This window comes from Arthrobacter sp. 2762 (assembly GCF_040548745.1).
Lineage (GTDB): Bacteria > Actinomycetota > Actinomycetes > Actinomycetales > Micrococcaceae > Arthrobacter.
Window position 1 is genome coordinate 1 of sequence record NZ_JBEPSI010000014.1, and the last position, 20,356, is coordinate 20,356.

Annotated in this window: 18 protein-coding genes and 3 pseudogenes; 15 read left to right on the forward strand and 6 right to left on the reverse strand. The window is 60.6% G+C overall.

The features are described 5' to 3' along the window. The 5 genes and pseudogenes from ABIE18_RS20285 to ABIE18_RS20305 all read left to right on the forward strand — a co-directional run. A partial coding sequence (locus tag ABIE18_RS20285) for an FG-GAP repeat domain-containing protein (protein ID WP_499724331.1) occupies positions 1 to 914 on the forward strand: 914 nt, incomplete at its 5' end. A gap of 57 nt (positions 915 to 971) precedes the next feature. After that, positions 972 to 1,157, forward strand: a pseudogene (locus tag ABIE18_RS20290) (2-oxo acid dehydrogenase subunit E2); the annotation flags it as partial. 213 nt (positions 1,158 to 1,370) lie between these two features. Then, complete coding sequence (locus ABIE18_RS20295; RefSeq protein WP_499724332.1) at positions 1,371 to 3,800, forward strand: S8 family serine peptidase; 2,430 nt, start codon at positions 1,371 to 1,373, stop codon at positions 3,798 to 3,800. A 105-nt stretch (positions 3,801 to 3,905) separates the two neighbouring features. After that, positions 3,906 to 4,793 (forward strand): MBL fold metallo-hydrolase, encoded by an 888-nt coding sequence (locus tag ABIE18_RS20300; protein ID WP_431116117.1) that lies wholly within the window; start codon positions 3,906 to 3,908, stop codon positions 4,791 to 4,793. 116 nt (positions 4,794 to 4,909) lie between these two features. Continuing rightward, entirely contained in the window at positions 4,910 to 6,079 is a 1,170-nt protein-coding gene (locus ABIE18_RS20305; protein ID WP_499724333.1) for a hypothetical protein, read from the forward strand. Positions 6,080 to 6,161: 82 nt separating this feature from the next. Here ABIE18_RS20305 and ABIE18_RS20310 read toward each other — a convergent pair whose 3' ends face one another. Further along, a complete protein-coding gene (locus ABIE18_RS20310) occupies positions 6,162 to 6,788 on the reverse strand; it encodes a hypothetical protein (protein ID WP_499724334.1) in 627 nt (208 codons plus the stop codon). 31 nt (positions 6,789 to 6,819) lie between these two features. Between ABIE18_RS20310 and ABIE18_RS20315 the strand changes: the two genes are divergently transcribed. Then, a complete protein-coding gene (locus ABIE18_RS20315; RefSeq protein WP_499724335.1) occupies positions 6,820 to 8,325 on the forward strand; it encodes a beta strand repeat-containing protein in 1,506 nt (501 codons plus the stop codon). 90 nt (positions 8,326 to 8,415) lie between these two features. Here the strand turns inward: ABIE18_RS20315 and ABIE18_RS20320 are convergent, their stop codons facing one another. After that, positions 8,416 to 9,267 carry a hypothetical protein gene (locus tag ABIE18_RS20320; protein WP_499724336.1) on the reverse strand — a complete coding sequence of 284 codons (852 nt, stop codon included), beginning with the start codon at positions 9,265 to 9,267 and terminating at the stop codon, positions 8,416 to 8,418. A gap of 83 nt (positions 9,268 to 9,350) precedes the next feature. On the opposite strand from ABIE18_RS20320, the gene ABIE18_RS20325 reads away from it, so the two are divergent. Continuing rightward, entirely contained in the window at positions 9,351 to 10,568 is a 1,218-nt protein-coding gene (locus ABIE18_RS20325) for an MFS transporter (protein WP_499724337.1), read from the forward strand. Positions 10,569 to 10,690: 122 nt separating this feature from the next. Next, positions 10,691 to 11,554 (forward strand): hypothetical protein, encoded by an 864-nt coding sequence (locus ABIE18_RS20330; protein WP_499724338.1) that lies wholly within the window; start codon positions 10,691 to 10,693, stop codon positions 11,552 to 11,554. A gap of 89 nt (positions 11,555 to 11,643) precedes the next feature. Here ABIE18_RS20330 and ABIE18_RS20335 read toward each other — a convergent pair whose 3' ends face one another. Further along, positions 11,644 to 12,369 (reverse strand): hypothetical protein, encoded by a 726-nt coding sequence (locus ABIE18_RS20335; RefSeq protein WP_499724339.1) that lies wholly within the window; start codon positions 12,367 to 12,369, stop codon positions 11,644 to 11,646. A gap of 64 nt (positions 12,370 to 12,433) precedes the next feature. On the opposite strand from ABIE18_RS20335, the pseudogene ABIE18_RS20340 reads away from it, so the two are divergent. Further along, positions 12,434 to 12,887 (forward strand): annotated as a pseudogene (locus ABIE18_RS20340) (MFS transporter); the annotation flags it as partial. 405 nt (positions 12,888 to 13,292) lie between these two features. Beyond that, positions 13,293 to 14,348 carry a NosD domain-containing protein gene (locus ABIE18_RS20345; protein WP_499724340.1) on the forward strand — a complete coding sequence of 352 codons (1,056 nt, stop codon included), beginning with the start codon at positions 13,293 to 13,295 and terminating at the stop codon, positions 14,346 to 14,348. A 157-nt stretch (positions 14,349 to 14,505) separates the two neighbouring features. Here ABIE18_RS20345 and ABIE18_RS20350 read toward each other — a convergent pair whose 3' ends face one another. Beyond that, positions 14,506 to 14,739 (reverse strand): hypothetical protein, encoded by a 234-nt coding sequence (locus tag ABIE18_RS20350; protein WP_499724341.1) that lies wholly within the window; start codon positions 14,737 to 14,739, stop codon positions 14,506 to 14,508. A gap of 302 nt (positions 14,740 to 15,041) precedes the next feature. Between ABIE18_RS20350 and ABIE18_RS20355 the strand changes: the two are divergent. After that, positions 15,042 to 15,386, forward strand: a pseudogene (locus tag ABIE18_RS20355) (MFS transporter); the annotation flags it as partial. A 155-nt stretch (positions 15,387 to 15,541) separates the two neighbouring features. Here ABIE18_RS20355 and ABIE18_RS20360 read toward each other — a convergent pair. Next, positions 15,542 to 15,952, reverse strand: coding sequence for a DUF6855 family protein (locus tag ABIE18_RS20360; RefSeq protein WP_499724342.1), 411 nt, complete (start codon positions 15,950 to 15,952; stop codon positions 15,542 to 15,544). A gap of 341 nt (positions 15,953 to 16,293) precedes the next feature. Between ABIE18_RS20360 and ABIE18_RS20365 the strand changes: the two genes are divergently transcribed. The 4 genes from ABIE18_RS20365 to ABIE18_RS20380 all read left to right on the forward strand — a co-directional run bounded on the left by ABIE18_RS20365 (position 16,294) and on the right by ABIE18_RS20380 (position 19,254). Continuing rightward, a complete protein-coding gene (locus ABIE18_RS20365; protein ID WP_499724343.1) occupies positions 16,294 to 16,491 on the forward strand; it encodes a response regulator transcription factor in 198 nt (65 codons plus the stop codon). 286 nt (positions 16,492 to 16,777) lie between these two features. Next, a complete protein-coding gene (locus ABIE18_RS20370) occupies positions 16,778 to 17,176 on the forward strand; it encodes a hypothetical protein (protein ID WP_499724344.1) in 399 nt (132 codons plus the stop codon). A 155-nt stretch (positions 17,177 to 17,331) separates the two neighbouring features. Further along, positions 17,332 to 18,789 (forward strand): S24/S26 family peptidase, encoded by a 1,458-nt coding sequence (locus tag ABIE18_RS20375; RefSeq protein WP_499724345.1) that lies wholly within the window; start codon positions 17,332 to 17,334, stop codon positions 18,787 to 18,789. Between the two features lie 276 nt (positions 18,790 to 19,065). Further along, on the forward strand, positions 19,066 to 19,254 hold the full coding sequence (locus tag ABIE18_RS20380) for a hypothetical protein (protein WP_499724346.1): 189 nt from the start codon (positions 19,066 to 19,068) through the stop codon (positions 19,252 to 19,254). Positions 19,255 to 19,351: 97 nt separating this feature from the next. On the opposite strand, the gene ABIE18_RS20385 is transcribed toward ABIE18_RS20380, so the two are convergent. Next, complete coding sequence (locus tag ABIE18_RS20385; protein WP_499724347.1) at positions 19,352 to 20,263, reverse strand: phosphatase PAP2 family protein; 912 nt, start codon at positions 20,261 to 20,263, stop codon at positions 19,352 to 19,354. Between the last annotated feature and the right edge of the window lie 93 nt (positions 20,264 to 20,356).

Sequence of the window (20,356 nt, forward strand, 5' to 3'; positions counted from 1 at the left end):
CCACGGCTGGTGTTGAGTATTTGGTTGGCGGGCAGGTTGTTGCTGCCGGGTCTTATCCGGGCGCCGGGACGGTGACGGTGACGGCCAGGGCGAAGACCGATTACGTTCTTGCCGCTGGTGCTGCGGCTTCGTGGTCTGCAACGTTCAAGGGCTCGGCCAAGAAAATCACTGATTTCGACGGTGACGGCAAGAGCGATGTCCTTGCCAGGGACAGCGGCGGTGTTTTGTGGCTTTACCCGGGCAATGGTTCAGGTGGTTGGCTTGCCGCCCGCAAGGTTGGTGCGGGCTGGAATGCCATGACGTCCATTGAGTCCCCCGGTGACTTCAACGGGGACGGCAAGATGGACGTGATTGCGCGGGACACGAACGGTGTTTTGTGGCTGTACCCAGGCAACGGTTCAGGTGGCTGGCTTGCCGCCCGTCAGATCGGTGCAGGTTGGAATGGGATGGCCGCGATCGAGGCGCCTGGTGACCTCAACGGTGATGGCAAAGCCGATGTGATCGCCCGGGATGCGAACGGTGTTTTGTGGCTTTATCCGGGCAATGGTTCCGGTGGTTGGTTTGCTGCCCGCCAGATTGGTTCCGGCTGGAATGTCATGACCGCTATTGAAGGCCCCGGTGATTTCAATGGGGACGGCAATGTTGATGTCCTTGCCCGCAACGGGTCGGGTGTTTTGTGGTTGTACCCCGGTGACGGTTCCGGCGGTTGGCTTGCTGCCCGCCAGATTGGTTCCGGCTGGAATGCCATGAGCGCCATTGAAGGCCCCGGTGATTTCAATGGCGACGGCAAGACTGACGTCGTTGCCCGCAACGGATCCGGGGTGTTGTGGCTCTACCCCGGTGACGGCTCGGGTGGTTGGCTTGCTGCCCGCCAGATTGGGTCCGGCTGGAACGTCATGACAGCCATCGTCTAGTCCGGCACCGAGTTCACCTGTCACTTCCTCAACGCAGGCTCATGGTAAGCGGACGGTGTGCTCGGTGTTGGTCGCATCATCGACAGGCCTTGGGTGGTTAATGGCGAGCTTGCCGTGCGCAAGGTTACCGAGTTGACCCTCGCTTTCGATCACCGCGTGTGCGACGGCGAGACGGCCGCTGGCTTCCTCCGGTACGTAGCCGACGCCATCGAGAACCCCGGTGGAGCGCTCGCGGATATGTAGGCGCGAGACAGACGGCCACGCTGCAGGACCTCGATTCGGGTGATCGGGGTCCTGCCCTTTGTCTGGCAAATCTTGGACAAATCCTCGCAAAAGACTTGGCTAAAAGTGCCGCCACCACTGCGTACAATTTTCTGTGGGGGTCAGCTGGTGGTCTCCAGTTGCCCGCGACCGGCCGTATATCGTGCGCCGTCGCCGTCGTAGAATGCCCAAAAAATGGTAAAAGATTCCCGAGTATGGTCCGCGAGGACCGTAGGCTTCGCGCTGACCACGCTCATCATCACGGCGGGACTGGCCGTTCAGCCGGCTGTAGCGGATGACAATGACATCCTCCCGAGCCCACCGCAATCACTGCGTCCGGCACCTGAAGTGGCCACGGATCAGTTCATTGTCGGGCTGCGGGACAACGTCAAAGCAGCCGCGGCTGCGGCTACTGCGGAGCAGGCTGCAGATCGCGCGGCCACCAAGCTCGGAGTGGCTGCCGAAAGCGCGCACCAAAACGCAGCGGGCGGGCAGGTCATCAAACTTGCCAAGGCAATTTCGGGGACAGCTGCTGACCAATTCCTGAAGACCCTTCGTGCGGATCCCAACGTTGCCTACGCCGAAGCTGACGACATCATGCAGGTCGCGGCTGATCCGAACGATGCCTACTATTCGACGCAGTGGGATCTCTCGGAGGATTTGGCCGGCATTCGGCCTTCCGGGGCGTGGCAATACAACCATGGTGAAGGCGTAGTCGTCGCAGTAGTGGACACCGGGATCACCAGCCACGTGGATCTCGACGCCAATGTCCTGCCCGGCTACGACATGATGTCCGATGCCGCTGATGCCCGGGATGGGAGCGGCAGGGATGCGGATCCTACAGATCCCGGGGATTGGTCGACGGCAAATGAATGCGGGGTGGGCAGCCCGCAGATAAATTCTTCGTGGCACGGAACCCACGTAGCGGGCACAATCGCTGCCATCGGCAACAACACTTACGGTGTAACCGGCGTGGCCCCGAAGGCTAAGATCCTTCCGGTGCGGGCACTGGGTGCCTGTGGCGGGTATTCATCGGATATCGCAGATTCAATCATTTGGGCCGCAGGCGGCGTTGTTAGCGGGGCTCCAATCAATCCCAACCCGGCACGCGTCATCAACCTCAGTCTCGGTGGCATCAAGCCGTGCTCTGCCACCTATCAAAATGCCATCAATTTCGCCTATAACGCTGGGGCAGCGGTCATCGTTGCTGCTGGAAATTCCAACCGCCCCGCGGCCGATTCCAGCCCGGCCAACTGCCAGAATGTCATCACCGTTGCCGCCAGCGACAGGACAGGAGCGAAGGCGCCGTACTCCAACTACGGGAGCACCGTTGATGTAACTGCTCCCGGGGGCGACATGAGTTCCTCGGCCCTGAACGGTATCTTGTCCACCTACAACTCAGGGACAACCAGGCAGGGTACGCCGGGCTATGCGTTCATGCAGGGAACGTCCATGGCCGCCCCTCACGTTGCGGGCCTTGCGGCTCTCCTTTACTCGGCAGAGGGGAGCGCCCTCACTCCCGACCATGTGGAACAGCAGCTGAAGGACTCGTCGCGAGCACTTCCTGCTGGCTGCCCGGCCGGATGCGGGGCCGGTTTGGTTGATGCCACCGCAGCCCTCACAACGTTTGGTGGGCACCTTCCGGTGACGCCTGCGCCAGTAGTTTTCACTGACAGGGACGGCACCTCGAACGATACCTACACGGTTCCCACGTCGACCGGCGTTGAATACGTGGTAGGCGGGAAGGTTCTTGCCGCTGGCACCTATCCGGGCAGCGGGGCAGTGACTGTTACTGCCAGGGCTCTTGCAGATTATTCGTTTGCTCTTGCAGCCGTGGCGGAGTGGAAGTTCACCTTCAAGACCTCCATTCAAAAAATCACTGATTTCGACGGTGACGGCAAGAGCGATGTCCTTGCCAGGGACAGCGGCGGTGTTTTGTGGCTGTACCCGGGCAACGGTTCAGGTGGCTGGCTTGCTGCCCGCAAGGTTGGTGCGGGCTGGAATGGCATGACGTCCATTGAGTCCCCCGGTGACTTCAACGGGGACGGCAAGATGGACGTGATCGCGCGGGATGCGAGCGGTGTCTTGTGGTTGTATCCAGGTAACGGGGCCGGTGGTTGGCTTGCTGCCCGCCAGATTGGTTCCGGTTGGAATGGGATGGCCGCGATTGAGGCACCTGGTGACTTCAATGGGGACGGCAAGGCCGACGTGATCGCCCGGGATAACAATGGTGTTTTGTGGCTTTATCCGGGTAACGGTTCAGGTGGTTGGCTTGCTGCCCGCCAGGTTGGTTCCGGCTGGAATGTCATGACCGCTATTGAGGGCCCCGGTGATTTCAATGGGGACGGCAAAGTTGATGTTCTTGCCCGCAACAGTTCCGGTGTTTTGTGGCTCTACCCCGGTGACGGTTCAGGCGGTTGGCTTGCTGCCCGCCAGGTTGGTTCCGGCTGGAATGTCATGACCGCTATTGAGGGCCCCGGTGACTTCAATGGCGACGGCAAGATTGACGTTGTTGCCCGCAACAGCTCCGGCATTTTGTGGCTATACCCGGGTGACGGTTCGGGTGGTTGGCTTGCTGCCCGCCAGATTGGGTCCGGCTGGAACGTCATGACAGCCATCCTGTAGTCCCGCCGAGTTCACCTGCACCGGGTCATTCCGGCTTCTCCCAGCTGCGCATGGGTAGAATCGAGGCCTGAACATCGCCGGATTGCACTGGATACGGAGAACTCATTGTCAGCTTGGCATGAACTTGGCACGGACAACTACGTCTTGGAGACCGAGGGGTCCTTACTCAACACCGGGCTTGTGGTGGGCAGTGAGCTCGCCATGGTCATCGACACCGGATGTGGCCCGCGCCAAGGCCGCGAGATCCTCGCTGCTGTCCGCGAAAAGACCCAGCTTCCGCTGGTGGTAGTCAACACCCACGCCCACTACGACCACTTCTTCGGTAACGCTGTTTTTGCCGACGACGGCGTGACAGAGTTCTGGGCGCACGCCAACTGTGCGGCAACCATCGAGCGGGACGCCGACAACCAACGTCGCTTCGTCGCCACAAACGAACCCGAGATGGCCGCGGGGGAGGGTGACGCCGTCGACATCGTTGTTCCGAACGCGATCGTTGGCGACCAGCCGGTCTTGGTGGACCTTGGCGGAATTACCGCCACACTGTTCTATTTGGGCCGCGCCCACACCGACGGTGACCTTCTGGTGGGGACAAACTCGACGCTCTTCGTGGGCGACCTCGTCGAGCAGGGCGCCCATCCTTCGTTTGAGGACTCGTATCCCGAGGAATGGGCGGACGTCCTCCGGCACATCTCTGCTTTGCGTCACCGGTACGAGTTCCTGGTTCCAGGCCATGGCAAGCCTGCGAGCGACGAATTCGTCAAGACCATGGCCGACACCATGAGCACTGCAGTGCGGCAGGCAACCCAGTCCATCCGCGATATGCCCAACGATGCAACCAAGGCCATCCCGGTGCTGCCTTATGGACCGGAGCAGTCGCGCTGGTTCATCAAGCGGCTCCAGGAAACAAACGCCCAGCACGGGAGGGCTGCTGGCGGATCGTTGGCAACGCCTGATTTTGGACCCGAGAAGACGGGCTTCTACCCTTCTTCATAAATGAAGGTTGCTTATAAATTTGTCATCTTGATTACTGTCTCCCCATGGACTATTGGGTAACACCAGTCCTAGGATGAAGTCGACCATCGGTTTGCGGCTACCTGGGGGGTGTCGAGATGAAGGCCATTCGCGTAATTCCGCGCGCTACTCAGATTCTCCGCTCCGTCATGATTGCTGGCGCCGGTACCGCAATTTGGATGGCATTGTCCGCGACGGCCGCCAGCGCCGATTCCGGGATCACCGATAACCACTCGCTGTTGGATGGAGTGACGTCTTCGGTGTCGTCAGCCGTTTCATCAGCCGACAGCGCCAGCTCGCAAGCCAACAAGACACTCAGTGCTGCAACGGGTGCGGTCAAGAAGGCGGCCGCGTCCGTTGCAACTTCCGTTGGGCCCAAGCCCTCCGCCCCCGTCGTCACTGTCCCGGTGCCGAACGTACCCCTGCCGGCTCCCGCCAAAGCCGTTGTCCCGGCGCAACCGATAACCGTAAATGTTCCCTCTGTAACCCCAGTGGTTGAGCATGTTGCGCACTCCACGGATAAAGTCATCGCCACAGTCCCCGTGGTTCATCGGGTAGTGCCCAACGACACGGTCGGCAACGTTGTGGATACGGTGGTTAAACCAGCCACGGGCACCATTGACGACACCGTCGAGGCGGTTGTTCCTCCGGTAAACAGTGTCCTGGAACCAGTTGGCCTGGACCCCGTGACGGACGTGACCAACCCGGTTGTAGTCCCCATCGTTGAGGTCATCGACACTGTCCTCCCGCCTGTCGGCAACGTCTTGCCTCCGATTGCTGGACCCGGAAGCCTGCTTCCTCCACTCTTGGGCGGCGGCGGCGCTATGCTCCCCACGACGCCGGGCGCGGGAGCTGTGACGCCACCCGCCGTCGGGACCTCACCAGCGACTCCAGCTGGCGAAGGTTCGGCCCCGGAATCCGCTGGCCTGCCCCTCGGGACAACCCCGCCCACCCTCAATGCCGACGTTTCACTGGCCTTTGTCCTGGCCCGAGGGTTTGCTCCTGCTTCACCAGGTGCCGTAACCGGCGCCTCTGTCATGGTCGAACCTGAGGCTCCAACCGAGCTGCCTGCCGACCCGGATGCGGCACCCCTTGGTGTCACCGGCACGGGCTCGGGTACCTCACAAAACGGGCCACCAAGCCCTGCCGCAGCCTTCCTGCAGGGTGCGCTGATCGTTCCTGCAGACACACTTTCTGGTCCAGCAGCGGCCAGCAATGAAGATCATCCAAAGCCGGTTTCATTCGATCCCGGCTCATCTCCTGACTAGTTCCCCAACCCAGCCGCGCCTCTACATGCGGCCAATGGTTAACCGGACGATCCGTCATCGGACGTCTTTGGGAACACGACCTTCAGGAGAAGATCACAATGAACTCGACAATTCGCAGGTGCCTGATCGGCACATGCTTTGCCGGAGGCTTGATAGCCCTCGGCGGGACCGCGGCCAACGCGGCAGATACGACCAGTGGAAAGGACGGAACCCTTTCCGGTACACAGGTGGTTGCACCGGTGACAGCGCCAGTCAACACAGGCGCGACGTCACTAGCCCTCGTGGGAGATTCCTCCTCAACCACAAAGGCACCGGCAGCCGCTCCGGCAACAGGCACGGCGCCAGCTGCCAGCACCAACGGTTCCAACGGCGTTGGCTCCGGGACACAGGTAGTCGCGCCCGTAACAGCGCCCATAAACCTGGGCTCGTCATCAGTGGGTCTGCTGGGGGGCTCCACTGCGACGGGCCCAGCCAAACCTGCCGCGCCAACTGCACCAAGCAGTTCGACGACGGCGGCTGGCACCAACGGTTCCGGGGGCACAGCCTCCGGTACCCAAGTAGTTGCACCGGTGACGGTCCCCGTAACTGTGGGATCGACGTCGACGGGTGTCCTGGGGGACTCATCGGCAACGACAACACCAGCAGCAACATCAGGTTCTGCGCCGGCCCAAGCGCCAGTGCAGGCAACAACGTCGGGGGGAGAAAGCATCGCATCCGGCGCTCAGGTAGTGGCTCCGATATTGGTCCCTGTTAACATCGGAGCCACTGCCGCGGGTGTGGCTGGAGATTCATCAGCTACTTCCGGCGCACCCTCGAACACAGGCAGTGCACCTGCTGCTGCTACTCCTGGCGCTACGACCAATGGAGCGGATGGCGTAGCATCCGGGACTCAGGTGGTTGCTCCGGTTTCCGCACCGGTGACTGTTGGTTCGACTTCCGCTAGTGTCTGGGGTGATTCCTCCGCCAGCGGCAATGGCGGCACGTCCGGCACTTCCGGTGGGACTGCTCCTGCGGGAACCAACACCTCCGGATCTAAGGGCCTGGGCTCCGGTACTCAGGTGGTAGCTCCGATTACCGCTCCGGTGACTGTTGGTTCGACGTCGGCTGGTGTGCTGGGCGATTCGTCAGCCAACACTGCCGGTACTTCCGGTGGGACTGCCCCGGCGGGAACGTCGGGAACCAGCACCTCCGGATCTAAGGGCCTGGGCTCCGGTACTCAGGTGGTGGCTCCGGTTACCGCTCCGGTGACTGTTGGTTCGACCTCGGCCGGTGTGCTGGGCGATTCGTCGGCCAGCACAGCTGGTACTTCGGGTGGGACTGCCCCGGCGGGAACGCCGGGTGCTAAGACCAATGGATCGGATGGCGTTGCTTCCGGAACCCAGGTGGTGGCTCCGGTTACCGCTCCGGTGACTGTTGGTTCGACCTCGGCCGGTGTGCTGGGCGATTCGTCGGCCAGCAACACTGGCGGCACCTCCGGTACTTCGGGCGCGGGTACGACGTCGGGAACCAGCACCTCCGGATCTAAGGGCCTTGGCTCCGGGACTCAGGTGGTTGCTCCGGTTACCGCTCCGGTGACTGTTGGTTCGACGTCGGCTGGTGTGCTGGGCGATTCGTCGGCCAGCACAGCCGGCACCTCAACCGGTACTTCCGGCACGGGAACCACACCAAATAACACCACGAATGGAAGTGACGGGATCATCTCCGGACAGTTGGTTGTTCCGATCACGGCTCCTGTCACCATCGATTCCACTTCGCTTGGCATCGGTGGCGCTTCGGTAGGAGCCATCACGCCTCCCGTGGTGAATCCTCCCGTTGTGAATCCGCCGGTGGCCAACCCGCCCGTGGTTAATCCGCCGGTGGTTGACCCGCCGGTAGTGAACCCTCCAGTAGTCAACCCTCCCGTCGCCAACCCGCCCGCGGTTAACGAGCCGGGCGATGCTGGACTTGGCGTTGGCGGTGCTTACACTGGCACCAACAATCCGGGTACCGAGATCGGTGGTGCCGGATTCGGCAACGCTGGCCTCGGGACAATCGGAACCGGCGGCGCTCAACTGGGTGGCAGTGTTGTAACCGCAGGCGGCACGCAAGGTGTGCTGACAGCGGGCGCTGCGACCGGCGTAGGGAGTTCCAACTCTCTGGCCACGACGGGATTGGACGGCAGCTTCACCCTCTGGGCAGTGGGCATGCTGTTCATAGGTCTGGGCTTATTAACAGCTGGCCGTCGGAAGGCAGGAGTTAACGGCTAAATCGGGAAGATTGCCTAGGCCCAAGGCGACGACCTTGGGCCCCGGCAACCCGTCCCAGCCTTGAAATGGCCATGGTCGTGGCGGCAGTTTTTAGTTCTCGGAAAAGTATCGATCCCAGTCAGTATCCGGGTTGGTCATTGAACTTATTATCTCGCGGAGCTCCTCTGACGAGGGCGCAACGTGGCCTTGGCCCCAATCGTCCATGATCGTCTTGACGTTAGCCATTGAATTGAGTGAGCGAAGGAATGGGTTCATGTGTAACTCGACATGGGGATCCGTTATGTTTTGGACGTAGAGGATGTAGTTCGGCGTCTCCCCGTCGTAATGGTCCCGAAGGTCTGAGCACAGCTGTCTTGCGAACACATCTTCATGTTGCTCCACGGTTTCAGCCCCAAACGCGGCCTCTGTATACCGCCGCTGATGCGCAATATTGAAGTTGGACAAAATCGTTTGAGGATTCACGGGGACGGCCAGTGAGCCGGGGAAGAATCGTGAATAGTAGAGCGCAGCGAATCCCCCGGCTGACGGACCCCAGAACAAAGTCCGCGAACCCCCAGCGGCACCTATCAATTTGCTGAGGACTTGTGGAAGAACTTCCTGGAGGGCAAGTTCGCTACTGCCTGCGAACCACCCAATGGTCAAGTCGTCACTTGTCAGGAGGCCCGGATCAGAGACAAATATCTGATTGGGCGTCCAATCTTGGGTGACCTTGAAACCCGAAAACATGGGGAGATTTGTACCCTGGCCGGAAATCGCGGCGTGAAACGAAACGACCGTAGTGTCGCTGCCTGTCGGAAGGTAGAAGATATCGAGCGGCTGTGCACCGTCGATGGAGAGGATCTCCGATGGCAAATCCTCCGTGGCTAGGAAATCGGTGAGGCTCGAGAAGACTGTGTGCTTTCGCGGATAACGCGACACATCGCGGCGGTTCGAGTTGGTCATGATTCGGACTCTAATGGAAAACCGACGGCGACCGCTCGTTGATGACGGGGAGGGCTACGACTATCGGTTCTAGGATGAAATGGATGACAACCACCCAGGAAGACCAAAACTTCAGCCTCCGCAGCATTGCGTTACCGGCCTTCGGGCCTGCGCTGTTGTTCTGTATCGGCGAGGGAGCGGTTCTTCCGGTGATCGCGCTCTCGGCGCGTGATCTTGGAGCATCCGTGGCAGTCTCGGCGTTGATCGTGACGCTCATCGGCTTGGGGTCCTGGCTCTTCAATATCCCGGCATCGCTCATCACCATAAAGTTTGGCGAACGTTGGGCAATTGTCGGGGCAGGTGCCGTAGGAGCCCTTGCCCTCGGCGCGGCAGCCTTCGCTCCGCAGATGGAACACGGGATCTGGTTGCTGGCCGCGGCTATGACCTTGGTGGGTATGTCGGCGAGCGTCTTCAACCTTGCGCGCCAGAAGTACCTGACCGAGGCCGTCCCTGTGATTTTCCGTGCCCGTGCGCTCTCCACATTGGGCGGTGTCACGAGGATCGGCATCTTCATCGGTCCGTTCATCGGTGCCGGCGTGATGCAGTTCGGCGGAATCAGCGGGGCATACTGGGTTGGCTTTGTCGGGATGATGGCAGCCGCTGCTTTGTCGCTCACCATCCCGGATCTGGTGGCTCCCGCTACGTCCGACGGCGGACCGGTCGTTCCGGCGTCAACGCTGCGCGACGTCGCGGCTTCCCATGCCGGCGTGTTCCTGTCTGTGGGCTTCGGAATTCTGCTGCTCAGCGCTCTGCGTGCTTCGCGCCAAGTTGTCATCCCGTTGTGGGCCGACCACTTGGGCATGGATGCCACCCAAGCGTCGCTGATCTACGGCCTCTCGGGTGCCATCGACATGTTGGTGTTCTATCCGGCAGGGAAGCTCATGGATCGCAAGGGACGGCAGTGGGTAGCCGTTCCTTCCACAGTAATCATGGGGACGGCGTTGATCCTCATCCCGTTCACGGGTGGGTTCGTTCCGCTGCTGTTGGCTGCCCTGCTGATTGGCTTTGGCAACGGCATTAGCTCCGGGCTCATCATGACACTGGGTGCCGACTTCTCCCCGGACAATGGAAGGAGCCACTTCGTTGGCATCTGGCGCTTCATCGCTGATTCGGGTGCCACGGGTGGGCCTGTGCTGTTGTCCGCCCTGACTGCTGCCATTTCGCTCGCCGCTGGCGTCTGGGCCACTGGCGTCCTGGGCTTCGCAGCGGCAGCCGTGTTCGCCGTCGCAATCCCGCGGCTGAAGCACCGGCGGAATTACTAGACGAACGGGTGACGGATGTCGAAGCTGCTCCTTTTCCGGGCCACCGCTAGACTACCGGGGTGCAAGAAAACGTCGCCTCCGAAACCCCTAGATCCTCCTCATTTGCAGATCTCTCTAAATTTTTGTCCAGTGAGGAGGTCCCCCCTGGGCTGATCGAAATCCAGCACCAGAGCCTGCCTATTGAACTCCTGAACGTTCCCGCCGATTCGGACACGACGTTGGTGTGCTTCCATGGGGCTGCCGAGAAGGACGTTCGGCTGCCTTGGTTCCTTGGCCAAGGCGTTACGGCTGGGCTGCCGGTCAACCGAATCTTTGTTTCCGATCCAAGCCTCCGGAAATCTTCGGAGTGCAACCTCGCCTGGTATGCGGGATCCAAAGAGCAACCTGATCTTCAGGAGACTTTGGTGGATATCATCCGCCGCATCATAAGGGAGACTGGCGGTTACAACGTCGTCTTCTTTGGCAGCTCTGCCGGGGGATATGCCAGTCTGGCGTTGTCTAGATTCTTCCCGACATCATTGGCGCTTGCCGTCAATCCACAGACATCGATTTCACGGTTCTACCCGGGCGCCGTGGACCGCTATATAACGCATGCATGGGAGATGCAGGACGGCGACATAACAGCGCTGCCCGGGTGCGTTGCACATGACTTGCTCCCCGTTTACTCAGCCGGGTTCAGCCATACGGTCGCCTTGGTTCAGAACGCAAGGGACTGGTTCCATATAGAGAATCATCAGTTGCCGTTTGTGGACAGGGTAGGCAATTCGAAGAACCTCTACATGTTGATGGACAGGTGGGGACCAAATTCCGGGGACGGCCATACTCCGCCACCCAAGGAAATTCTCCGCGGATTCTTTGAAGAGCTTGCGACCTGCCAAGGCGATTGGGAAGCCGGGCTTGCCGCCAGCGGGTTCCAAGCGGAAACCACCCGTGCAGATGTTAAGCGTCGTGTCATGGAAACTGCTTTACCCGAGTCAACTTCCTGAGGAGTTTCCAGCTGTCTTTGGGCCAGGTGTAATGCAAAATCAACCCGGGGTCGAAGGTGCTCTCCGACCCTTCGACCCTTCAAAGTAGCTCAGGCAGCCGCGCGTTCTTGCGCCGCTTGCTCAACGGCAGCGGGAGCTTTCCACTTCCTGTCCGGTCGACGCCCCGTCACCAGTGCCACGGCAACCACCAGCAGAACCAACCCCGATGTTGCATTTGAGGTATGCAGTGCTGTCCGCATCACGACGAACGGCGGAATGATCGCCAGTGCCGTGGCAATTGCGATGCGCCAGATTGCCGGCCTCGCAGCACCGGGCGCCAGCGCAGTGCTCGCGAGTTCCAAGCGGACCAAGGGCGTGGAATTCAGCAGAACGAGCACCCAGGCTGCCACGTAGAACAGCGGCCGGCTGAGCCACCACTGCGTACTGGCGGGTTCGGGGAAGGGGAGCCGAAGCCCCAAGGCGATCCCGAACATGGCGATGATCAGCGGCAGGTGCCAAAGATAGATGGTCATCGCTCGGCTCCCCACGACGAACATCACCTTCTGAATCCACGCCAGCTGCACGGTCCGCTGAAGCTGGGGATACGCGGCCTTCACGAGCAGGACATGCGCCAGACCTACAAGGATCGGCGGGAACATGGGCGGGTTCTGGCTGGTCAGCATGTCCACGGGATAGGGGCCGCCATACGTGAGCGGCACCAGGACGAGATAGCAGCCGACTGCTGCCGCGACGAGCTTCCAGCGTGCAAACCGGACAAAGAAGCCGTCGTCACAGAAGAACCCCATCTGCTGCAGCAAGCCCCAAACGAACACCATGTTCAACAGGCCGACGGGGTTTGAATCGAAACCCCACGGGTTGCGTTCCAGCCCCAGTCGCCAGGCGACACAAACCTCCTTGATTTACGGTCTCTCCGGCGCCATCGACATGTTGGTGTTCTATCCGGCAGGGAAGCTCATGGATCGCAAGGGACGGCCGTGGGTGGCGGTTCCTTCAACGGTGATAATGGGAATGGCGTTGATCCTCATCCCGTTCACTGGTGGGTTCGTTCCGCTGTTGCTGGCTGCCCTGCTGATTGGCTTTGGCCATGGAATCAGTTCCGGGCTCGTGATCACACTGTGCCGACTTCTCCCCGGGTAACGGAAGGAGTCACTTCCCTGGCATCTGGCGCTTCATTGCCCATTCGGGTGCCACGGGTGGGCCAATGCTGTTGTTCGCCCTGACTGCTGCCATTTCGCTCGCTGCTGGCGTCTGGGCCACTGGCGTCCTGGGCTTCGCCGCGGCGGCTGTGTTCGCCGTCGCAATCCCGCGGTTGAAGCACCGGCGGAACTACTAGGAAGCCATGTAATTCAACGCCAAGCCGGCCAATGGGTGGGGGGATGTTGACAGCCTTCCGACCAGGCGTGCTGAGGCCATGAGAGCACAAGCCGGTCGCCGTTGGGAATGCATTGATCTCTCAAGCTAGCATAGGAAAGACAAGCAACCGATTCGCTCTTCCCAATCGCGCTCCTGCAATTAATTTCCTGCAGTGAGCCACGATATCCTCGGGTCAGAGGCCGGTTCTCGTCGACGATTCTTTGGGGATTGGAGCTGCGTGGGCGCTGTGTGGTCTGGTCGAGCCCAGAAGTGGCTCATCTCGACCTTCATGGCGTGCTCGTGCCTACTTCTTGCGGGGTGCCAAACCGTCCAGATCACGGCCCCAAACGCCACGTCGTCTTCTGAGACTGCCGCACCTTACAGCATGGGCGGGCCGTCAGAGATTCCTAACGCAGCTAAGGGCGATGGCGTCGCAGACGACACAGCAGCTTTGCAGGCATGGCTGGACGCCGGCGGCGTTCGACTCACAAACGGGAAGTACCGCATCACTAAAGGCCTTATTTTGGCTGGTGACAACAGGACCCTACAAACGCAAAATGCCACCATCGTAGCGGATGGCCCTGACATCACGGCGCTCACTGTGACGGGAAACTACGCCAGGGTGAGCATTCACGTCGATGGTCAAAGTCGGGCAGCGTACGGCCTAAAGGTGACTGGCTCAGGAGCGATTATTGAGAACGGCTGCTACGAGAACTTTCGTTCTGAAACTCAATCGGCCCGGGGGATCGACGCTTCCACGAGCGGCGGGGTAATCATCCGCAACAACTGGGTACGCAACATTGTCAGTGTGGGCGACAAGATCGGAGGCAATGGGCCGGGCGCCTCTCGGGGCATCGGGCTTAATTCCACCGGCGACGCGCAGGCAAGTTCGTTCATCACGGGGAACACAATTGAGAACGTCTCAGGCGAGGAAGGGGATGCCATTCACATCTTGTTCTTCGATGGCACCGCCAATCCGTTCAATGTAGGAAAAGTGAACATCAGTGATAACGACATCCGGAATGTCTCCAGACGCTTTATCAAAGTTCAAGCGTCATACGTGGTCGTCGAGGGCAACAAGCTTCACACCGACACGGGAGCAATCCCAACGAATCCGAGCGCCGCGATTGATGTCATTAGGTCTGACAATGTAAAGGTTCTGGATAACGCCATCGATCCCAACCTTGTGGGGAACGGGATAGCGGTGAACGGGATCGCCAAAGCCCCACTACGCGGTATTGAGGTACGCGGGAACGTTTTGCGAGAATCGGGGGCTAACGCTCCTGCGGGCATTTATTTGAAGTGGACCGTTTCCCCGGTTGTGCGGGACAACACGGTGTTCGGCGGCAGTGCGGGTGTACAGATCCGCTCTTCAACAGACGAGCAAGTGGAAGGTAACGCGCACAACGAAAGCCTAAATGCGGCTCCTGAATTGAAATGAACTATGCCGTTGTCTAACAAGAGTGCATCCGGAAGAGCCGTTTCTGGCCGTTCATCGTTCAAAAGGGTCGGAAGCGGCGCGTTTTTTGGCCGGGCTAGGAAGCCGCCTACTTCAAAGGCAACGGGAGTCTTCCACTTCCTGACCGGTCGAAGCCCCGTCACGAGAGCCACGGCCACCACCAACCCCCATGTGCATTCGCGGTATCCAATGCTGTCCGCATCACGATGAAGGCGGAATGATCGCCAGTACCGGTGGCAACCACTATGCGCCACATGGCTGGCCTTGCAGTAGCCGGCGCCAGTGCCGTGCTCGCGAGTTCCAAGCGGACCAAGGGCGTGGACACCAGCAGAACGAGCAGCCAGGCTCCCAGGTAGAACGGTGGCCGGCCCAACGACCACTCACTACTGGCAGGCTCGGGGGAAGGGAAGCCGAAACACCAATGCGATCGCGAACATGGCGATGATCATTGGCAGATGCCACAGAAAGGTGGTCATCGCTCGGCTACCCGCCACGAACATCACCTTCTGAATCCACGCCACCTGCACTGCACGCGGCAGCACTGGTTACACCGCTTTCACGAGCAATACGTGTGCCAGACCTACAAGGATCAGCGGGACCATGGGCGGGTTTTGGCTGGTCAGCATGTCAACGGGATAGGGCCCCCATGCATGAGCGGCACTATGATGAAGTGGCGCAACGGTAATCATGGGGACAGCCCTGATGCTCATCCCGTTCACGGGTGGGTTCGTGCCGCTTTTGTTGGCTGCCCTGCTGATTGGCTTTGGCAATGGCATTAGTTCCGGGCTCATCATGACACTGGGTGCCGACTTCTCCCCGGATAACGGAAGGAGCCACTTCCTTGGCATCTGGCACTTCATTGCTGATTCGGGTGCCACGGGTGGGCCTGTGCTGTTGTCCGCCCTGACTGCTGCCATTTCGCTCGCCGCTGGCGTCTGGGCCACTGGCGTCCTGGGCTTCGCAGCGGCAGCCGTGTTCGCCGTCGCAATCCCCAGGCTCAAGCATCGGCGGAACTACTAGCCCAAATCTTGGCCGGATGCGGCGTTGCTTCCGGACCCTGTTTGAGGCTGCATGAGCCACAAATCAACCCATTCAGGCTGTTTCCCCGGCCGACGGAAGCTCAAAGTAGGTCGGGAAGCCGCGCGTTCCTGAGCCGCCTGCTCCACGGCAATGGGTTAGTTGGGGATGGCTCGAACCATGTTGTTGCGTTTCTCGTGGGTTAGTTCGACCAGCCCGAGTTTTTCGAGCAGCGGCGGGAGGTACATACCAAAGCGGCCGCGGTATCCTTTGCGGAGCCCGTGCCATCCGGATACAGGGTTGGCGGGGTCCCGTCCCCATGCTTCGACGCTTCCGTCCGGTGCTGGTTTGCTTTCATCGGTTGCGCCTAGGGGTACCCAGTCCTGCTGCTCACGGAGCCAGGTGGAGAGATCCTCGGTGGCCCGCAGGTGATACTTCAGGGTGGTCGACCCTACCTGGCAAACAAGGGCTGGTGGGTCTGACTCCGGGTCGCGGTACATGGAGTATTCCGACGAGCCCGGTGCCGTGACCAGCACCCATGGGTCGTCTTTCGTTCCTTCAGCAGTCATGACCAGTCCTTTCCAGCGTGTCCGGTTTCAGCGTAGAGGACTAAGGCTGCTGCGCCTACAGGGGGATGGCCCGTTTACTGAGGTTGGTCTTACAGGGAAAATCCGCCTAGGACATTGGCCGACGGAAGCATCGGAGCGAACGTCCCCGAAAAAACTCTGCCGCGCCATATCCCAGGCCACGGGTCGGGTGGGATTGGTTATAGAGGACGACCTGGACTTCCGGAGCCTTGTCAGTGGGTGGTGGGTTCGGTCGGCCTCAGTGTTCGTAGTGTCGCCACGGGTGTGGCCGGCGTTGATGCCGCACGGGGGTATAAGCCCGACATTGTCGTGCTGGATTTGGCGTGCCGGACCTGAATGGGCTTGCGGTCGCGTTGCGGATCAGGGAATTCAGCGATGTGCCCATTCTTGTGCTGACAGGACGCACGGATATTGCGGAGAGCATGCTCGCGGCGGGAGTCGATGATTTCATGACCAAGCCTTTCGTGCGGGAACTACGCGGACGCGTGTTGGCTATTCTGCGAACCACCGGAGTTTCATAGGTTTTCCCCAACTTTCCCCGAGGTTTCGCCCAGTTCTGGCCGGGCCGGCGGATGGAGCTGTTAGCTTCGTACTTGTCGATGTGGTTTTAGCCGAATCAGTCCGGTTAGTCCGGTCAGGTATCTGGCGCCCGCAGCGAAATACGATTTGGGGGAATCGCCATGACTTTTACTTCTTTCGTGTTAGCGGGCCGGACTCCATCGCAAACGCCGCCCGCTTAGGCAGGGTGGCCAGATCACGGGGTCCGCTCAGGGGCTTCCGGGCAAACCAAACCGAAAGAGAATCACTATGCGCAAGTCCGCAAAGATCATCACCGCTCTGTCCATTGCCGGCCTCGCCGTTGCCGCGGGTTCCGCGTTCACCGGTACGGGTGTCGCAACCACAGGCCAGGCATCAGCCGCCCAGTTTGTCGGCGGTACCGTTAGCCAGTCTGTCAGTGGCGCCACGTTGACAACCATCGCCTATTCCTTCGATGACGCCGGTGCCAACACGCGTGTCGACAGCATCGCCCTGACGTTCAGCGGGACCGCAAATGGCCGCACCGTTGCCGTTACGCCGACCGGTGGTTCCGGTGGAACGTTCACCTGCTCGGAGACTGTTTCCGATGCTTCCACGTGCACGTTCGTCCCTGCCGATGCGGAGACGGGTTACACCGGTTTGACGAGTCTCGCCGTCACTGTCAGCTAGTTCGGGTGCCGGGGGGGGCGGCCCAAACTGGACCGCCCCCTCACGCTCACTTCCATGGGGGATTCAGTATGGCTAATCGGGCGCCGCGGCGCGTGACGAGGTTTGTCCTGTCAGGGCTGGCTGTACTGCTACTGGCCGTATCAGGGGTTGCACTGATGAGCGGCCAGGTGTCCGTGGTAATCACCCACGGTGTCAGCATGAACCCCGTCTACTATCAGGGTGACCTCGTGATCGTGCAGCGGGCCTCCTCCTATGAGATTGGCGAGATCGCCGCGTACGAGCTCCCCGCGAAGAACGACGTCGCATTGCACCGCATCATCGCCGGTAACCCCTCGGGGTTTGTCTTCAAGGGCGATAACAACGAATCCATAGATCCACTCACTCCAGGTGCTGGTGAGCTCACCGGCCGAGCAGTACTCCATATTCCCCAGGGAGGAGCCTGGCTTGAGCGGCTGACAAGCCCTCCGGTCCTGGGCGTAGTCACGTTCGCCCTGATAGTGAGCGGCGGTGCCGCCACCACCGTCCGACAACGGCGCAAGCGAAGGAAGACAACCATGTCCCGACACACCACTGAGCTTCCGGTCAGGCCGCTATCCGTGGCTGGCCTCCCGCCCACCCTGAGGGTCTCTGCCATCGTCACACTGGTTCTCGGGATCCTCGGTACCGTTTTGGGCGCATTGGCCTGGTCCGGTCCGCTGGAGGAGTCATCGGCGTCGGTGGTCAAAAGCGGAACGCAGATGGATTTCTCTTACAATGCTGCGGTTGGGCGAAGTGCTGCCTACGACGGTACGACGGCCAATTCACCGGACCCCGTGTTCCGTAAACTCGCCAACATCGTTGACGTCACGTACTCCTACAAGGGTGATCCGGGCACGATCGCCGTCACCGCTGAACTCTCAACTCCGTCCGGGTGGCATTCAACATTGCCCCTTGCCGGGCCCGCAGCCTTCACCGGCGAGGAGTACCAGGGCACGGTCCGGTTGGACCTCAATGCCCTGGAAGCAAAAGCGCAAGCCGCCGCCACAGCGACGGGCGTAGCAGCGGCCCCTGTGGCCGTCGCCATCACCCCGCGGGTCACCACAGGCTCCGGAGCGGAGTTCACACCAAAACTGAAACTGAACCTCACACCGTTGCAGCTCGGCCTGGCGAACGACCAGACCGAGCTCACCGTCACGGACTCCTCCACCGTTCAACAATTCATAACAGGCCCCAGGATGCTAGGGTTCAACGGCTGGTCCATCACCGCCCTCAACGCAAGGATCATCTCCGCAGTGCTGCTGCTGGCAGCCATGACAACCGCAGCCATCCTGATTGTGTTTGCGCGACGAACCGCCCCCAGCGATGAAGCCGCAGCCATCCGCCGCCGCTACGCCGCTCTGTTGGTAAGGGTCCACCCTATTCCGGCACCGCAGGGACGGCCAATCATCGATGTCACCACCTTCGCCACCTTGGCCAAACTCGCCGAACGCTACGGTCTGCTGGTCCTGCACTGGTCCCGCAGCGGAGTGGAAACCTTCGTTGTCCAGGACGAAAACATCACCTACCGCTACCGCACCGGAGCCAATCAAACCCCTTCCGAGACAGCCCAGGCCCGTTCAGGAGCAGACGCATAAAGGGAAAGGCCCACTGTTGGTCCATTGATTGGATTAACTGTAGTCGGGGGACCCTTCCCGTCGACGCGCCAGGAAGAAAAGTCTGCGGGACTTGGGGTCGGGAATGGGGCCGAAAGGGCGTAGCCTGAGTCTTGATCTCACTTGCGCTAAATCGCAGCGAGTCCCATCCAACTACCCCATCATTGAAGGGCAGTGCTGATAAGAATGCACATCAGGGAAATTTGGAACCAGCTTTCTCCGGATACGCGGCAATGGCTTATCGACAATCCCGGGAGCATGATTATCCCGCGTACGGTAACGGCCAAGCTCAACCATGAAAGTGGTGAGGGTGGTCCTGTTGACGGGCACGGAGGCACATTGCTGACTGAAGATGACAGGGAATTCATCCAGGACCAAGCACGGGCCAGCAAGGATGGCTACGCGGGGGATCCCAGGTTCTTCGATTCCGTCCGCCCGGAGGACTGAGCGCACCCAAACAAGCGGCCAGTTCCATGCCGGCGGCGCGACTGGAGCGTCGCTCCAAAGGCGGGCTGCCGCCGTCGAGCCTTAAAGCTCTGGTGCCCTAGCGCTTCCTGGCCGCCAGGCCGAACAGCCACGTCCCGCCCAGGGCGGACAGGTATCCGGCAACCACAATGGATGCAGTCCCGGCCCAGAAGTAGTCCACAGTGCTGTCGGCGCTGAGTCCCGGCATGACTTGGAGCAGTGAGTAGCCAGCCACGATAGCTGCCAGGAGCAAGGCAACGGCGGTCAACCATACCCAAATGCGCGACGCTGCCCAGTGCTCGCCGTAGCCTTTCCAAACATTCCAGTCGCTGTCGCTGCGAAGGATCAGCCATCCGGCAGGAAGCATGAGGGCGCCCACCACGAGGAAGGCGGCTACGACATCGGAGGGTCGATGCCATTGGTTGATGAGTGTCGAAACCCCGGTGGCCACGGCGAAGGTGCTGCCGAGGAATCCTGCGAGAGGCCGCCAGCGGGGCGAGACCATGAGGAAGACCGCCGCAGCAGCAGACGCCGCCAATGTTGTGTGGCCGGAGGGGAGTGAATTGAGTTCAAGTGTTTGGACGCCGCGGTCGGGCCTGTCCGGAATAAAGAGCTTCAATACTTGCGTCGCCAGGTTGGCGGCGATGCAGGCGGCCACGGCAATTCCCGCGGCAGTCCAACGGCGACGCGCAACGGTCACGAAGAGCACCACGATGATAGCGATCGCCAGTGACAGAATCGGCAGCATGTCCAGGAATTTCGTGGACGCCCTGCCTGCAGATCCGCTCAGTTCAGTGGCCTCGACCAAAGCAGACTCGTCGATGAACTGACCCATTGTGGTCCGTACGAAGAAGTAGTACGTGACCACCAAGCCCAGGATGCTGGCCAGGGTACCCAAGCCGAAAAGCAGCCCTGTACCGACGCCGGGCTTGCGACCTTGTGCTGACCGGTCAGTGGACATCGCTATGGGGCGGGACTGCTGGGAACTCATTGAATCAAGACTGCCACAGTTCGCTGGAAGGCTCATGTGAGGACACCTCGGGCGCGGCGCACATACCCGCGCGCTTACCAATAAGGTGCCTTA

Coding starts and splice junctions, on each gene's coding strand:
- ABIE18_RS20295 (WP_499724332.1), top strand. CDS start 1,371: ATGGTAAAAGATTCCCGAGTATGGTCCGCGAGGACCGTAGGCTTCGCG.
- ABIE18_RS20305 (WP_499724333.1), top strand. CDS start 4,910: ATGAAGGCCATTCGCGTAATTCCGCGCGCTACTCAGATTCTCCGCTCC.
- ABIE18_RS20310 (WP_499724334.1), bottom strand. CDS start 6,788: ATGCTTTCTCCCCCCGACGTTGTTGCCTGCACTGGCGCTTGGGCCGGC.
- ABIE18_RS20320 (WP_499724336.1), bottom strand. CDS start 9,267: ATGACCAACTCGAACCGCCGCGATGTGTCGCGTTATCCGCGAAAGCAC.
- ABIE18_RS20325 (WP_499724337.1), top strand. CDS start 9,351: ATGACAACCACCCAGGAAGACCAAAACTTCAGCCTCCGCAGCATTGCG.
- ABIE18_RS20335 (WP_499724339.1), bottom strand. CDS start 12,369: ATGGTGTTCGTTTGGGGCTTGCTGCAGCAGATGGGGTTCTTCTGTGAC.
- ABIE18_RS20345 (WP_499724340.1), top strand. CDS start 13,293: ATGGGCGGGCCGTCAGAGATTCCTAACGCAGCTAAGGGCGATGGCGTC.
- ABIE18_RS20360 (WP_499724342.1), bottom strand. CDS start 15,952: ATGACTGCTGAAGGAACGAAAGACGACCCATGGGTGCTGGTCACGGCA.
- ABIE18_RS20370 (WP_499724344.1), top strand. CDS start 16,778: ATGCGCAAGTCCGCAAAGATCATCACCGCTCTGTCCATTGCCGGCCTC.
- ABIE18_RS20375 (WP_499724345.1), top strand. CDS start 17,332: ATGAGCGGCCAGGTGTCCGTGGTAATCACCCACGGTGTCAGCATGAAC.
- ABIE18_RS20380 (WP_499724346.1), top strand. CDS start 19,066: ATGATTATCCCGCGTACGGTAACGGCCAAGCTCAACCATGAAAGTGGT.
- ABIE18_RS20385 (WP_499724347.1), bottom strand. CDS start 20,263: ATGAGTTCCCAGCAGTCCCGCCCCATAGCGATGTCCACTGACCGGTCA.